Annotated in this window: 17 protein-coding genes and 3 tRNA genes; 12 read left to right on the forward strand and 8 right to left on the reverse strand. The window is 44.1% G+C overall.

All coding sequences use genetic code 11. The features are described 5' to 3' along the window. Together AC06MN_RS01255 and AC06MN_RS01260 are read right to left on the reverse strand one after the other, a co-directional pair. The coding region (locus tag AC06MN_RS01255; RefSeq protein WP_475670542.1) for a hypothetical protein at positions 1-189 on the reverse strand (189 nt) is incomplete at its 3' end. Positions 190-224: 35 nt separating this feature from the next. Next, a complete protein-coding gene (locus tag AC06MN_RS01260) occupies positions 225-386 on the reverse strand; it encodes a hypothetical protein (RefSeq protein WP_475670543.1) in 162 nt (53 codons plus the stop codon). A 57-nt stretch (positions 387-443) separates the two neighbouring features. Here AC06MN_RS01260 and AC06MN_RS01265 point away from each other — a divergent pair, with 57 nt between their 5' ends. From AC06MN_RS01265 to AC06MN_RS01290, 6 genes are all read left to right on the forward strand, one after another. Then, positions 444-635 (forward strand): hypothetical protein, encoded by a 192-nt coding sequence (locus AC06MN_RS01265; protein ID WP_475670544.1) that lies wholly within the window; start codon positions 444-446, stop codon positions 633-635. 60 nt (positions 636-695) lie between these two features. Beyond that, entirely contained in the window at positions 696-944 is a 249-nt protein-coding gene (locus AC06MN_RS01270; protein WP_475670545.1) for a hypothetical protein, read from the forward strand. Between the two features lie 178 nt (positions 945-1,122). Then, positions 1,123-1,872 carry a DUF6261 family protein gene (locus AC06MN_RS01275; protein WP_475670546.1) on the forward strand — a complete coding sequence of 250 codons (750 nt, stop codon included), beginning with the start codon at positions 1,123-1,125 and terminating at the stop codon, positions 1,870-1,872. Between the two features lie 432 nt (positions 1,873-2,304). Continuing rightward, positions 2,305-2,721 carry a hypothetical protein gene (locus AC06MN_RS01280; RefSeq protein ID WP_475670547.1) on the forward strand — a complete coding sequence of 139 codons (417 nt, stop codon included), beginning with the start codon at positions 2,305-2,307 and terminating at the stop codon, positions 2,719-2,721. A gap of 5 nt (positions 2,722-2,726) precedes the next feature. Next, on the forward strand, positions 2,727-3,137 hold the full coding sequence (locus AC06MN_RS01285) for a helix-turn-helix domain-containing protein (RefSeq protein ID WP_475670548.1): 411 nt from the start codon (positions 2,727-2,729) through the stop codon (positions 3,135-3,137). Positions 3,138-3,139: 2 nt separating this feature from the next. Then, positions 3,140-3,571, forward strand: a complete 432-nt coding sequence (locus AC06MN_RS01290; RefSeq protein ID WP_475670549.1) for a hypothetical protein — start codon at positions 3,140-3,142, stop codon at positions 3,569-3,571. Here the strand turns inward: AC06MN_RS01290 and AC06MN_RS01295 are convergent. Beyond that, positions 3,531-4,757: a retropepsin-like aspartic protease gene (locus AC06MN_RS01295; protein ID WP_475670550.1), complete on the reverse strand. Its 1,227-nt coding sequence runs from the start codon at positions 4,755-4,757 to the stop codon at positions 3,531-3,533. The genes AC06MN_RS01290 and AC06MN_RS01295 overlap by 41 nt on opposite strands. A 169-nt stretch (positions 4,758-4,926) precedes the next feature. Between AC06MN_RS01295 and AC06MN_RS01300 the strand changes: the two genes are divergently transcribed. Together AC06MN_RS01300 and AC06MN_RS01305 are read left to right on the forward strand one after the other, a co-directional pair. Continuing rightward, positions 4,927-5,427 carry an RNA polymerase sigma factor gene (locus AC06MN_RS01300; protein WP_475670551.1) on the forward strand — a complete coding sequence of 167 codons (501 nt, stop codon included), beginning with the start codon at positions 4,927-4,929 and terminating at the stop codon, positions 5,425-5,427. Positions 5,428-5,452: 25 nt separating this feature from the next. Then, complete coding sequence (locus AC06MN_RS01305; RefSeq protein ID WP_475670552.1) at positions 5,453-6,661, forward strand: hypothetical protein; 1,209 nt, start codon at positions 5,453-5,455, stop codon at positions 6,659-6,661. Positions 6,662-6,735: 74 nt separating this feature from the next. Here the strand turns inward: AC06MN_RS01305 and AC06MN_RS01310 are convergent. The 3 genes from AC06MN_RS01310 to AC06MN_RS01320 all read right to left on the reverse strand — a co-directional run bounded on the left by AC06MN_RS01310 (position 6,736) and on the right by AC06MN_RS01320 (position 7,026). Next, positions 6,736-6,820: transfer RNA gene (locus AC06MN_RS01310), tRNA-Leu, on the reverse strand. A gap of 50 nt (positions 6,821-6,870) precedes the next feature. After that, a tRNA-Gly gene (locus AC06MN_RS01315) sits at positions 6,871-6,946 on the reverse strand. A 7-nt stretch (positions 6,947-6,953) separates the two neighbouring features. Further along, positions 6,954-7,026: transfer RNA gene (locus AC06MN_RS01320), tRNA-Gly, on the reverse strand. 195 nt (positions 7,027-7,221) lie between these two features. On the opposite strand from AC06MN_RS01320, the gene AC06MN_RS01325 reads away from it, so the two are divergent. Together AC06MN_RS01325 and AC06MN_RS01330 are read left to right on the forward strand one after the other, a co-directional pair. After that, positions 7,222-7,704 (forward strand): RNA polymerase sigma factor, encoded by a 483-nt coding sequence (locus AC06MN_RS01325; protein WP_475670553.1) that lies wholly within the window; start codon positions 7,222-7,224, stop codon positions 7,702-7,704. Positions 7,705-7,715: 11 nt separating this feature from the next. Then, complete coding sequence (locus AC06MN_RS01330; RefSeq protein WP_475670554.1) at positions 7,716-8,318, forward strand: hypothetical protein; 603 nt, start codon at positions 7,716-7,718, stop codon at positions 8,316-8,318. Here the strand turns inward: AC06MN_RS01330 and mutS are convergent. Continuing rightward, entirely contained in the window at positions 8,312-10,915 is a 2,604-nt protein-coding gene (mutS, locus tag AC06MN_RS01335) for a DNA mismatch repair protein MutS (protein ID WP_475670555.1), read from the reverse strand. The genes AC06MN_RS01330 and mutS overlap by 7 nt on opposite strands. A gap of 257 nt (positions 10,916-11,172) precedes the next feature. Here mutS and AC06MN_RS01340 point away from each other — a divergent pair, with 257 nt between their 5' ends. Next, positions 11,173-11,703, forward strand: coding sequence for an RNA methyltransferase (locus AC06MN_RS01340; RefSeq protein ID WP_475670556.1), 531 nt, complete (start codon positions 11,173-11,175; stop codon positions 11,701-11,703). Between the two features lie 222 nt (positions 11,704-11,925). Next, positions 11,926-13,683 carry a hypothetical protein gene (locus AC06MN_RS01345; protein ID WP_475670557.1) on the forward strand — a complete coding sequence of 586 codons (1,758 nt, stop codon included), beginning with the start codon at positions 11,926-11,928 and terminating at the stop codon, positions 13,681-13,683. 480 nt (positions 13,684-14,163) lie between these two features. Here the strand turns inward: AC06MN_RS01345 and AC06MN_RS01350 are convergent, their stop codons facing one another. Next, positions 14,164-14,805, reverse strand: coding sequence for a deoxynucleoside kinase (locus AC06MN_RS01350; RefSeq protein ID WP_475670558.1), 642 nt, complete (start codon positions 14,803-14,805; stop codon positions 14,164-14,166). Between the last annotated feature and the right edge of the window lie 421 nt (positions 14,806-15,226).

The raw sequence follows: 15,226 nt of genomic DNA on the forward strand, positions 1-15,226 counted from the left end.
GCCATCATATTGCATGTAATCGACTGCGCCTTCATCGTTGAAGTGTGGCGAAAAATCGCCAGCAGCGAAGCAAATGGTTGACTGCGACAAGTCAGTCAGTTCGACGTTTTCACGATTGTCAGCATCTTTGACTTGCAGGAAAGTCATGGTTGGAGGAGTGACATCGTCACTCGAGAGGTCGCATTCCATGAAGGTGAAATTCGACTTTTCGCCGCCATCAACAGTCAAGCATCCAAAGCCTCAGCACGCTGATAATCGGCTTTGCGAAATTCCTTCAGCTTCGCCACCAAACTATCCGGCACACGAAACTCGTCTTCTTGCGCCCAAAGGGGAAGGCCAAGCAAGGTGAAAAGGAAGAACAATATAGAGCGTAATAAAGATTTCATATCCGTATCAACCAATTGTCATATTCAACTAATATGGTTGCAAAAGTACATAATTAAATGAATAAGGTGGAAAAAACGGATGTTTTCGGTTCTCCCAACAGCGATTTATACGGGAAAGGCCAGCAAAATAGGATTGGAACCTTACACGTGAAAGCACAAAACGTGTTTGCCGCTTACCGCCCACAGTCGAAAAACAGCTTTTATCGAAAAAAAACAAATAAAAAAAGAAAAAAGTTTAGCAAAAACTAAACCAATTCAAAATAAATGTGTATTTTTGCCGCATGAAATTTGAAAGCAAACATAATGCTCATGAAAAGCTGCATGAAGAGAATGTCGGTTTTGAAGTTCTGGAGGAGCGTGGCGAGGTGCCGTTTTGCATCGCCGGAGGGTATGGAAACAGATGTGCAATGCCACCTATCCATTTGTCAGGTCTGTTTTGCACTGTGTGCAAAGGCACCTATCCATTTGTCGGAAACGCATTGCAAGCAGTGCAAAGGCACCTATCCATTTGTCAGAAGCGCATCGCAAGGTGTGCAAAGGTACCTATCCAATTGTTAGAAGCGCATTGCAAGCAGTGCAAAGGTACCTATCCAATTGTCGGAAGCACATTGCAAGCAGTGCAAAGGCACCTATCCAATTGTCAGAAGCCCGTTGCAAATTGCAAACACCACTCTCATTATGCAGTGAATCAAGAAATTAAAGGTGGTAACAGCCGTAAGTGTTACACAATATTATGATGAAATACAATTCATTGAACGGCCGGGCGCAGGTATCGGAGATATCCGCCGTAGCCAGTAGGTTGGACAGCCTGCTTGAGAACAAGTGTCCAAAATCAAATGATTATCTCGCCAACGCCATGTCGGATTTTCACAATCTGGCAGTTCAGCTTGGCGAAACGATGAACAGCAAGGTGAAGTCGAATTATGCCGGTCTCGACCTTGAACGCCGCGATTGTGTCAGATCCTTGGCGCAGTTCCTGAAGAGCTTCAGAAAGTCGTCGGATGGAACCGTGAAAGCCAACGCGATGGTGGTGTATGATGTCTTCCAAGGCTACGGAACCCGTATGCTCAGAAAAGGCGTCGACGGCTTGACAGGTATGATCGACTCCCTGCTCATCGACTTTAACGCACCGAATGTCCAGACTGCCATTGGAGCAGTGCCGGGACTCGCCGAACGCATTGAGGCCTTGCGCACGGTTCATGAGCGCTTCAAGGAAAGCCGCGTGAACTACCAACTGGAGCGCAGCCTTCTGCTGAAGTCGGAGAAGACATCGGTGCTGAAAGCCGCCATCGTCGACCGCATCAACAAGGTCTTTCTGCCTTATCTCTCCGAACTTTCCAAGTCGGAAGGTGGCGGTTACACCAGCCTTTTCAACACGATGGTCGAAATCGTGAACGAAACGAACAACCTGGTGAAAATCCGCAAGGGCATGGCTTCGGCACGTGGCGGCAACAAAGGCGAGACCCCGAAGGAGCCGGCAGCATAAGCCCTCCTCGGATTTGGTTTTTTCAAAATGGTCTGGCTAAGCAGCTGGACAAAGGCGTGGGGATGCAAACGCATCCCCCGCTTTGTTTTGTAGAGTCATATATATGAGGCCGCGAAAAACATTTTTTCCCGATTTCCAAATTTCAATCCATATCAGTAAGGATTTTTTGTAAGATTATGAAAAAATCTCCACCAAAAATCCTAACTGAAAATCTCTCTGAAAATGTTTCTACGATTCTTTTTCATTTGGGTCGGGCAAAGCCCTCAAAATCCCAACTGAAAATCTTTCTGAAAATCTTAACTAAAGAACGCTAATTGCACGAAAAACATTATTTTTGCACCCTGTGGAAACAAAAACCGTAATTTATACTGTGACTAAATTAGCATGTGACAATAAAAAAGTTTAGTCCGACCTAAACAAAATTGAATGATAATGACTACTTTTGCGCGAGAATATCATGAAGAAATCAGAAGAGATGGAAAAGAGATGCAAGTCTTCAAGCTTTTCGTCGACGGATGCTGTCCGTTGGATGAGTTTCGGAAGACACTCGCAGACAATGAACAAAAGTCGTTGAATATCGTTTTATCGAGGATGGAATTCCTGTGCGAAAATCAGCTGGATTTGCCCAGGAAACTGCTGGAAACAATAAAATTGGGTAATGGTCTTAAGGGCTTTGTATTTAAGGAACAACAAATCAGAATCTATTGCTTGATGCAGGCGAAAGAACTCCTCATCGTAAGCGGGGGACGCTTTGCGGAAAAAGAAAAGGATTGCAAGCAATTTGCAGCATGGGCTATTGAAGCCGTAAGTCTATTAAAATCGGAAAACATTATCAAAATGAAAGGGTAAACACTATGAAGAAAAATAATTCATTGCAGCAGACGCCCGAGTATTGGACCACCCAAATCCAGCTTTCCCTTCTCTCTCTCATTCAAGATTATCTCAAGGAGAATCACATGACGCGTTCCGGCTTTGCCGCGAAGATGGGTGTCACTAAAGGCTATGTGACACAGGTCATGAACGGCGACTATGATCACCGCATCTCTAAAATGGTCGAACTGGCAATGGCCATCGGTTATGTGCCGCAAGTCAGTTTCGTGCCTGCCGTCGATGCTTTTGCCCCGGTCAACACCTTTAAAACCGACACCTTGGTGGTCGGCGGTTTCAACAAGGAAACGTCGCATTTCGACTTCGACGAAAAGACACCTTCGTACGATATGTCGTCAAAGGGCGTTTCTCTCTTTCTAGAACAAAAAGTGGGATAATTATGAGTCCGATACCATTTAAAATTAAAGAGATACATGCCGAACCGATTGAGATACATCCGGATTTGGTGGATACGAATAATGAGGATTTCACCGTCAATTCGAGCTTTTCCTTTGGCGGCGAATTGCTTCTGGACATCGTCACTTGCCGTGGCGAATTCAGTTTCGTGCAAGGCGAGGTTGAACTTTCGAAACTGACGGTCTATTGCTATTTCGAGATAGACCCCGAATATGTCCAGGCAAACATGAGCGACAACAAGCTTGTCATCGACAAGGAGTTCCTGCGCTATATAGCCACCGTCACGGTTGGAACGGCCCGTGGCATTCAATATGCGAAGACGCAGAACACCATCCTGAACGGCATGGTCTTGCCTCCCATCAACCTGATGGAACTCAATCTTCAGGACATGGATTTGCTGGATCCGGAGGATTGACTTGCGGATTACAGATTGACAAAAACATCTTCCGCAGATTAAGCACAGCCTTGTCGAACGAAAGCAGAAAATCGCTGCCAATGACTCCTTCTTCATCGCCTTGGTTGGTCTCTTTTTGCGTGCTGATGATTACGTCTTGTTTGGTGAAACAGCCTCCGCAAGCCTTGAATGAAATGCCGTGCAGTCGGTAAACCGGCACTCTCGATACGCCGCCAACACCTCCTGCAAAGGAGCTGTCGGCTTGTGCAGTTGCTTCAATTATGTCTTTGTGCTTCGCAAAATAGTTGTAACTCAGTTTCGTGCTGGCGCATCCAAGGTCAAGTTGAAATTGCAGGGTGTCGCCTTCTACTTCAACCTCCGCAAAATGCCTTCCATCATCCTGAATGGTCAGGTTCGACTCCAAATCTTGCTGCCTGAAGGGGAAAACGATGATTTTTGATTTGTTGTCGAAATCCATCTCTCCGGCAAGCCTGAAAATGTTGGCACCAAGTATGGCCTGGATGTTCATGAAAGAATTGACAAGGTCTTGGTCGGGCATTACGATGAAAACGATATTTTGGAAGCACATCTGGCCGATGGAAAGCGAGTCGGCAATGCCAAGCCACATTGAGGCTTCGCCCGTGACGCCGACGGCCTTCCCTTTGACATCGATGGGTCGTATGCCATGCGACAAGGCAAACGATTCGCTGGCAGCACTGAACCGCGCACAGCCATTGTCGAACACAAACACTTCCTCTTTGCCGTCAATCGTGGCGGGAACACGTATTTCACAGCCCTTAAACTGTCCTTCGTAATAGATGGAATCGATATGGTAGGCAACGGAAACATCCCTATTAGGCCTTATCAGCGTGTCTTTCGGCAAATCGGCCAGTGCCTTGATTTGGACAAGTTCTTCCGCACTATAATAGCGGGAAAGGCAATCGTAAAATGTCTTGAAATCGCCTGCCAGATTGGCATTGTTCCCGATGGACAGATAGGCGGCTCTCGTCAGTTCTTCCGATAAGCCGGGTTCCTTTAGGATTGTTCTGTAAATGGCGTTGCTTTCGTCAAACCGACCGTGCTTGCCATGTTCAATGGCTGCCGTCCACAGCGAATCCAAATTGTTGGTATTGGTTTGAGCCTCTGCATGTAAATTAAGGTTTGATAGCAAAAGCAGGACAAAGAAAAAGAGTTGATGGTGATTCATAGTACAGTTAAATTCAATAGGATGCAAAAATAAGAAAATCTCATTGATTCTGTGCTTATTCCATATAACGCAATGATAAATTCTAAAAAAGACCGCATTTTTGAATCTTTTTCCCAATTTTTGCGTCTTTTAGTCGGATGCATCCTAAAGTCAAACAAATAACAAGACAATGCAACAAGATTTCAAACAGACGAGGCTAAAAGAACTCGAGAAAATCATCGAGAACGAGCAAGACAATTTGTTTCGGTTTGCCTATATGCGTATCGGGAGCCGCGAAGATGCTGAAGATGTAGTCCAGGATGCTTTCCTAAAACTGTTCGCTTCGGGAGAAAATCTCCAACATGTCCACAACCTCAAGCACTATTTGATTCGGTCCATCAGCAACAGCTGTCAGGATTATCATCGAAGGAAAAAATTTGACATGGTTTCCATTGATGATGCCTGTCAGCTTGCCGAAGAAAACGAAGATCTGCAAATTCACGAAGAATACTTGAAGATCAACAGACTCCTTGCAACGCTTTCAGACGAACAAGCCGAAATCGTTCGCCTCAAATGTTACGACGGACTCAAATTCCGCGAGATTGCAAAAATCCTCGAAATTCCAGAAGCCACGGCAAAATCGCGCTACCGTTACGCTATCGCCCACCTTCAAAAAGACATCAACAATTAACGACAACCACTAAACTTTCAAAACAATGAAAAAGAATAGCAAATCAGAAATTGAAAAAACTCTCACGCCAGACTGCGAATTTCATGCCTCAAAATCATTAAAAGAAAAAGTCATGCAAGCGGCAGAACAAGAAACCGTGAGCGAAAAGACAGTAAAACTTTCATCATGGAAAACAGTCTTGGCGACTTGCGCCGCAACAGCAGCTATCATTGCCATAGTATTGCTCATAAAGCCCGGTATGACACCACTTTATGCCGAAGAAGGCATCTTTGCCCGCGCCGCAAGGTTTTTCAACAAGGCCAGCGGCTACACCATAACATTCGATGCAAGGACATTGCCCAACGACAATTTCAGTTATATCGACGCATCAAAAGCATTCGTCGAACACAAAATGTCGGTTTGCAACGATGGCAGATGGCAACTCGACAAAGGTGGCCGCATAGCGGAATTCAATGGAGAAAATGTCTGGGTCTGGTTTCCCGAACAGGAATGGGGGTGGAAAATGGATGCGACAAAAACAGCTGGAGTTTTGGAACAATACGAGTTGCTCCGCCATATCGGCGACATGATGCAATGGCTTGAAAAATATGCACAAAGCCACGAGGACATCGCTTGCCGTAAAAGCGAAACAGATAGCGAAATCACGCTTTCCATCAAGGCACCGGCACAAGGAGACTTCCAAAATGATTATGCCAAAAACAATTCCATTTTAGAAAGCAACACAAGACAGACCTACACTTTCAGCAAAGCTGACGGCAGACTCCTTTCCTTCAAGATTGACGCTCTGTTTTTAGGCATTCCGCGAACCATTCTGAAATTCAAGGAAATCAATTACGACACCACAATCTCCGAATCCGATTTCATCCTTCCAAACGGAATTGAATGGATTGACGAAACCGCCGAACACCTCACAGAAATGGCAAACACGCTTCCAATAGACCAATTCACTGGAATCTCTGCGGAAAAGGCTGCCGAGAAAATGTTTGAAGCCATGAAAAACTGGGATGAAGCAAGCCTGAAAGTCGTTATGAAAGGCTATCCGCTTTCAAAAATGGCTGCAAAATACAAAGGTTGTACTTTGGTTAAGCATGGCGAAGCATTTAAATCTGGTTTATACGAAGGTGTGTTTGTACCCTGCACCGTGAAATTTGCCGATGGAAGCAACAGAAAGATGAAAGTAGCATTCATAAACGACAAGACATTAGGCACATGGTGCGCCGATGGCGGAATATGACAATTCCATTTGCTGGTCAACAGGCCAAAATAACAAACGAGCCTCCGCAAAAATGCAGAGGCTCGTTTTTTTCGTACCCGAGGCCGGGATCGAACCGGCACGGCTTTAAAGGCCAAGGGATTTTAAGTCCCTCGTGTCTACCAATTCCACCACTCAGGCACTGTTTCAATGAACATTTACAAAAAATCCCGATTTTACTCGGGACCTTGTGGAGCGGAAAACGAGACTCGAACTCGCGACCCCGACCTTGGCAAGGTCGTGCTCTACCAACTGAGCTATTTCCGCAAAGCGGAGCGGAAAACGAGACTCGAACTCGCGACCCCGACCTTGGCAAGGTCGTGCTCTACCAACTGAGCTATTTCCGCTTGTCGTTTGACGAGGCAAAAGTACAACTTTTTTCATTCTCGCAAGCATTTTTTTTGCATTTTTTTCTTTTGATTATATATTTAATTGATATTCAATTATATATACTTTATACGGCAAATCAATATAATTATTTCAAATAAAATTGTAGTTTTTTTGTTCTTTTTGCGTCTAATGATTAGCTTGATTCTGATACAATGGAGACAAAAGAACTTGAATTTACAAAATTAATCGAATCCCACAAAAGCATAATTTTCACCGTATGCTATCTCTTCTCGAAAGATCAAGAAGATGTAAACGACCTATTTCAAGAGACTTTAATAAATTTATGGCGAGGTTTTGGCACCTTCGAAGGCAAATGCGATGTGAAAACCTGGATATGGCGTGTCAGCATCAACACCTGCCTTACTTACGAACGAAAAAAGAAACGCCACATGGAGACTGTTCCCCTTTCAATGGCAATTAACCTATTCACCGACACAGATGACGATACACGACAAGTACAACAACTTTATCGACGCATCAACAAACTCGGCATGATCGACCGTGCCATCATCTTGTTATGGTTGGAAAACATGAGTTACGAGGAAATCGGGCAAATCATAGGCATCTCTACAAAAAACGTATCTGTCAAGTTGGTTAGAATCAAAGAGAAACTGAAAAATATGTCAAACGAATAATATGCAGAACAATGGAAAACAACGAATTGGAAGAAATGAAGGCACAATTAGCCATGCTGAATAAAAAATTGGAAAAAGAAAGCATCATCAATGAAAAACTGACAAAAGCAACGCTGAATTCAAAAACACAAATCCTTAATATTAATAATTACAAGACTCTAATCCTTGATGGATTAGGCCTCGTTTTTGGTCCTGTTATATTTTGGGAACTTTTCGAATTCAACTTTCCAATATGGATAGGAATCGCAATAATAGTTCTAACTACCATTGACATTATCATCAATCTTATCCTATTCAGAAAACTCAATCTGAATGAAATAATGAACGAAAATGTATCCTCTTCAATATCCAAACTCAAAAAGTATAAGAAAAGCCATAGAAGATGGCTTTGCATCCAATGTGTAATAGGTGCTATATTATTAGCATTCATCTATATATGGTGGGCGCAAGCCATTCTGTCCCGAAAAGCCTTTATTTTAGGTGTTTCCTGTGGCATGATACTCATTGCAGGAGGGATATGGTCCGTTTCAAAATGCCAGAAAAAAGTCTATTACACTTGTGACGAACTCATTGAGCAATTGGGAGAGACTGAAAAGGCGGAATATAATCAATGATTCAGCAGCTTCTTAATTTCATTGAGCTTCATCAAGGCTTCAACAGGAGTCAAAGTGTCGATATTGGTGTTCAGAATGTCCTCTTTGATTTGCAAAAGCAACGGATCATCGAGTTGAATGAAACTCAACTGCATCCCGTCATCCTGCTTCACAGCCGCTTTTTCGACATCCTCGCTGGTGTGCGATTTCTCAAGGACGGAGAGTAAAGTCGTGGCGCGTTCAACTACCTTCCGCGGCATTCCCGCCATTTCGGCCACATGAATACCGAAACTGTGAGCGCTGCCACCTTTCTTCAATTTGCGCAGAAAAACGACCTTATTGCCGACTTCCTTCACCGTAACATGATAGTTCTTAATGCGTTGGAAAGAGTCTTCCATCTCGATAAGTTCGTGATAATGCGTAGCAAACATCACTTTGGCGCGGCTCACGGGATGGTCGTGCAAAAATTCCGTAATGGCCCAAGCGATGCTGATGCCATCGTAAGTGCTCGTGCCGCGCCCGATTTCATCGAGCAAGACAAGGCTGCGGTTCGACACATTATTTAATATGCTGGCCGTTTCGTTCATTTCAACCATGAAAGTTGATTCACCCGACGAAATGTTGTCGCTCGCTCCAACACGTGTAAACACCTTGTCAACCATGCCGATATGCGCTGCCGCAGCAGGAACGAAACTGCCCATTTGCGCCATCAGGACAATCAAGGCTGTCTGACGCAGCAACGCCGATTTACCCGACATGTTCGGTCCAGTGATGATGATGATTTGCTGACGGTCGCGGTCAAGATACACATCATTAGCAATATAGTTTTCGCCAACCGGCATCATCTGTTCAATGACAGGATGACGACCTTCCTTAATATCGATGACAAACGAATCATCAATTTCGGGACGCACATAATTGTATTTCAATGCAATATCAGCAAAACTGACAAGGCAATCGATACGGGCGACCAAAGTCGCATCGACTTGAATTGGCTCCACAAATTCCGAAACCGCCATCACCAATTCATTGTAAATACGCTGCTCAATCATGCTGATTTTTTCTTCGGCGCCCAAAATCTTCTGTTCGTATTCCTTCAGTTCCTCAGTAATGTAACGCTCGGCATTCGTCAGCGTCTGCTTGCGAATCCATTCCTGCGGCACCTTGTCCTTATGGGCATTGGTCACTTCAAGATAATAGCCGAACACATTATTGTAGCCGACCTTCAGCGATGAAATGCCCGTTGCCTCCATCTCGCGTTTCTGGATGCCAATAAGATAATCCTTGCCCGAACGGGAAAGACTGCGCAAGTCATCAAGTTCGGCATCGACGCCAACACCTATATAATTACCCTTCGACACCAAAGCCGGCGCATCGGGATTCAGTTCCTTTTTTATCCTATCGCGGATGGAAATGCAAGGATTCAGTTGTTCGGCAAATTTCAGCAAAGACACATGTCCGCATAACTCACAAGCCATCTTCAAAGCTTCAATCTGATCCAAGGCTCGTCCAACCTGCAACAGCTCGCGAGGATTGACTTTCGCCAACGAAACCTTTGAAATCAGGCGTTCCAAATCGCCGACCTGACGCACAATGTCCTGAAATTTCTGAATCACATCGCGATGCTGCACAAAATAGTCCACCACTTCGTAGCGCGACTCGATTTGTTCCTTATTGCGCAGCGGCAGCACCACCCAACGGCGCATCAGGCGGCCACCCATTGGCGAAACCGTCTTGTCAATCACATCAATCAATGTCTTGGCGTTCATATTTGGCGTATGCAGCAATTCCAGATTGCGAATGGTAAACTTATCAAGCCACACAAACTGTCCTTGGTCGATGCGCGACATTGAAGCGATATGATTTATCTTATCATGCTGCGTTTCAAGCAAATAATGAATAGCTGCGCCAGCAGCGACAATGCCTTTCGGAAAATCATCGACACCGAAACCCTTCAGCGAAACCGTGTTGAAATGCTTGTTCAGCACTTCGTTGGCATAATCGTCGGTAAAAACCCAATCGTCAAAAACCGTCAAATAATATTTGCCGCCAAAAGCATCAATGAAATCCTTTCTCTTGTTGCGCTGCAGCAGCACTTCCGACGGGTTGAAACTCTGCAAAAGCTTGTCAATGTATTCGTTATTGCCTTGCGTCAAGTAAAATTCACCCGTTGAGACATCCAGAAAAGCAACGCCCGTCACGCTTTTATCAAAATGCACCGAAGCCAAAAAATTGTTTTCCTTCTGTTCCAGCACATTATCATTATAGGTGACACCTGGCGTAACCAGTTCCACGATGCCGCGTTTGACCAGTTTCTTGGCCAGTTTCGGGTCTTCAAGTTGTTCGCAGACAGCCACTTTCAGACCGGCACGAACCAATTTCGGCAGATAATTGTCCAAAGCATGGTAAGGAAAACCTGCCAATTCGACCTCGGAAGGCGAGCCAACACCACGGCGCGTACACACAATACCCAGAATTTCAGACGATTTGATAGCATCCTCGCCATACGTTTCATAAAAATCGCCAACGCGGAAAAGCAACATCGCATCGGGATATTTAGCCTTGAACGAATAATATTGCTTCATCAGCGGCGTCTCCGCAAAACCTTTACCTGCCATAATTTTCAAATTTAAAGGACAAAAGTAAGGAAAAAAGAAAAACAGTGGTTGTTTGGAGTAATATTTTGCTTCTGGCCATTAGCTTTTAGCCTTTGGCTTGGCTTCGCCGCGAGTTGGGGCTGTCGCCGTAGCGAGTCCTCGGCGAAACCGTGCCAAAAGCCATTAGCCAAGTGCTAAAGGCATAAAGGCCGAAAACACTTTTGAACAATTTGAAGAAATTCAGGTTTAATGTTTACCTTTGCATAAAAATTTGAACGATGCACAAACTTAGCATGGAAGAGCTGAACAGGCTCACAAAAGAACAATACGAAACCGTCGACAAACTGCCGATAATCATTGTGTTAGACAACATCCGATCGCTCAGCAACGTTGGAGCCGTTTTCCGCACTGCTGATGCTTTCCGAATCGGAGAATTATACCTTTGCGGCATTACAGCCTGTCCGCCCCACCGCGAAATACACAAAACCGCCTTAGGAGCCGATGAAACCGTGAAATGGCAATATTTCGAATCTACGGAAGCAGCATGTAAAGCACTGAAAGACAAAGGTTACAAAATTTTTGCCGTCGAGCAAATCGAAGGCAGTAAAGAACTTCAGGATTTCAAGTTCGAACCGAACAGCGCATTAATCATGGGCAACGAAGTGGAAGGTGTTTCCGACGAAGTCCTTCCCTATTGCGACGGAGCCATCGAATTGCCACAAGAAGGCACAAAACATTCGCTCAACGTTTCGGTATGCGCGGGAATCGTAATGTGGGAAGTATTCAGGCAGCTGCTCCTTAATATATAAAGAGACCAATAAGCCTCACTTTCAAGAAAAAAAGTACATTTCAAGAAAAAAAACTCAACAAATTCATTGTCAATCAAATTATTTTCTATTTTTGTTCGCTAATTCATGGGTTTTCATGGACACAAGCGAAATGAAATCCACGGAAAAAAGCAGAGCAGAATTTTGTAAAGTATTAAAAACTAATTAATTAAATAATCATTACAAACTTAACACATTAACGTTATGAAGAGAAATTTGACGTTTTCAAAGCTCGTGATGCTCGTCGTCATGGCAATCCTTCCTCTGACATTCTATGCTCAGGAAGGCAAATCAAAGAAACCGGTCGAAAAGTATTGGTACATTTTCGGTGAAGGCGGTTTCTCAATCAACCACGGTGATTTGGCCAATTACACTGGCTGGATTTTCGAGGATCTTGACAAGGACTATTTCCTGAAGAACCTCAACGGTCAGATTGGTGTCGGTTATCAGTTTGGTGGTGTCATTGGCCTGAATGGTAAATTTGGCGCAGGTTCACTGTCAGGTTACAAAAAAGTCCAGAACCTTACCATCATCGACCATCCGGAATTCATCCCAGAAGGTTCACCTTACGGTCTTACAGACTTGTCGATTGGCAACAATGACAATGATCAAAGAACCACTTACTTCGAGACCAACTTGAACTTGACTTTCAACGTGTTCAACATGTTCAACTACAACCCAAGAAGAGTTGTCAACTTTATCCCTCACGTTGGTATCGGTGGCATTTTCTACAAAGCCGGTATGGTTCTTGACAAAGAAGGTGAAGTTTTGGTTGCAAAGAAAGACGACCGCGCTTCTGCTTTGACAGTTCCAGTCGGTGCTGAAATCAACTTCAACGTTGCTCCAAAACTCGACATCTTCGTTGACTACACCTACGCTTTCGCAAGCAAAGATGACCTCGACCAAGTTGAAAAATATCCAACCGATAAAGTTGAAGTCGTCAACGACATGTACAGCCAGTTGAACCTCGGCCTCCGCTACAAGTTCAACAATCCTTGCGACATCGAAAAGATGGCCCGCGAATCAAAGGAAATCACCATGAGAGTCAACCCAGACCCTCTGACAGAAAAGGACGGCAAGGTTTGCTTCGACGTTATCGTCACCATCCCTGAAGAATACTTCGAAAAGCAGGCTGTCATGAACCTGACTCCTTATTTGAAGTATAACGGTGGCCAGATCGACCTTGATCCTATCACTTTCGTTGGTGAAAAGGTCAAAGGCGAAGGCGACTTCAGAGTCAGCTACAAGAACGGCGGTGAATTCACAAAGAACTATTGCATCGACTACGTTCCTGAAATCGAAAACAGCGAACTCATGGGCGATCCTATGTTCTATGTCTACAATGGCACCATCTATCCTACTCAGGACGAAATTGTGAAGAACACCTACTTCACTCAGGGTGGCGAAAGAAAACTTGCTGATGGCGTCATCGTCACCACCAAGCCAGTCGTTGAACCAGAACCTGAACCTGAACCAGAACCAGAACCAGTCCCAGAACCAGACTTCGTTTACTATTTTGCAAAGGATTCACACGTTATCCGCAACAACGATGTCAACAAGGCTGCAAGACAGGCTTTGAAGGAAAAGATCAATGCCGGTCAAGAAGTTAAAGGCTTCAGAATCGAAGGCTGGGCTTCTCCAGAAGGTGAACTCGACCACAACACAGGCCTCGCTGACGACCGCGCTAACGCTGCCGAAAAAGACATGAAGGCTCAGCTGAAGAAGGTTAAGGTAAATGCTAATAATTTTGAATTCAATGCCAAGGGCAATGGTCCTGACTGGGACACCTTCATCACCCTCGTTGAAAATTCAAATATCGCCGACAAGGAAGCCATCCTCAACGTTATCCGTAACGCTGGTGCTAACAGAGAACAGGAAATCAAGAACATGATCAATGTTTATCCTGAACTTGAAAAGGACATCCTGCCTCTGCTCCGTCGCGCTGAAGTTTACATCTTCTAATCTTTCAGAAGCATGACATGGAAAAGGCTGCCAATCGGCAGCCTTTTTTCGTTTGGTGATGAGGCAAATTTTATGCTGTCTGCCAGTTCTTCCGACGATAAACACTGATTCTTTCTCCCGCTGATGCCGCTGATTTACGCAGAGTTTTTGAAACCGCAGATTTCTCTGATTTTCAATAAACTACAGATTTAACAGATTGGACAGATTTATTTTTCATAAAACCGCAGATGACGCAGATTTTACGCGGATTAAATTTTGAATGCGCAGACGCATAAATTGACAGATAGGCTGACGATAAATTGATAAAAAGATACGTGCGATACGTGGAGGCAAGAAAAACCGCAGATTGCGCGGATGACGCGGATTTTCAATAAACTACAGATTTTTGGAAAACATAAATTATCGCTAATGATTCATAAATAAATTGAAAAACAGAAAAATCACCTATTCATTTGTGGAAATTTGCGTTTGGCTACAGAATCAAAACGTAACCCTGTGCAAGCCGATTTCATAGGGTTGATTAATGGCTTCAAGAATCATTTGGTAATCCTTTTCTTTAGCCACGAAATCGAGTTTGTTTGTATCAAGCATCAAAATGCGCATATTGTTCTGTTCCTGACGGATAAAATCGAGATAACCACGCTGAATGTTTTCCAAATAGGTATCGGAGATTTCCTGCTCGTAACTGCGGCCACGCTTGCGGATATTGTATTGCAAACGCTCGACATCGGAATACAGATAAACCAAAAGCTCAGGTTTTGGCATGGTCGAAAAAATGATGTTGAAAAAACGTGAAAACAAGTCATATTCGTCTTCCTGTAAGTTGTTGCGTGAGAAAATCAAGGATTTGGCCACATAATAATCGGAAATGATGAAATCATGGAACAAGTCAAGGTTTGCCAATTTGTCTTTCAGTTGCTGGAAACGCAAAGCCAAAAAAGTCATTTCCACCTGAAAGGAATATTTGTCGGGTTCCTTGTAGAACTTAGGCAGAAAAGGATTCTTGTCAGCCTCAAACTCTTCAAGGACAAGTTTTCCGTTATAATCGTTAGCAATGCGTGTGGCAAGTGTCGTCTTGCCTGCGCCCACGGTTCCTTCTATGGCGATGTAATTGTATTCCATTGGCTGCAAAGATACGCTTTTAATGGCAACTACCCATTTGTTACACCGAAAAAAAGAAAAGGCTGATTCGGCAATTTTAATATTTCTGTAAAAGTTTACAAAGGAAGCACTAAAGGAAAACCATAAAATCAAAAAAGGGACGCAGTCGCGTCCCTTTTCTCATATAAAGCTCATTATCAATTATTGCTGTCCGCTAAAACAAAAAAGTCGGCGGAAATCCATCCGCGATGCCAGTAGATAGGCGTTGTGGATGTTTTTTCATAAAAGTAAGCCCCCCTAGTATTTTGTAACACTTAAAAGTTCAATATAGGGTAGAGATGTTTCAGTTTGATTCGGGCATCGACAGTCTTAAACTGCCAATTGACGCTCTTTTGAGTGGCGTTCCTCTCGGCATTCCAAGAAGCAATCTCTTCATTCAACT

This window comes from Candidatus Limimorpha sp., assembly GCF_056203535.1.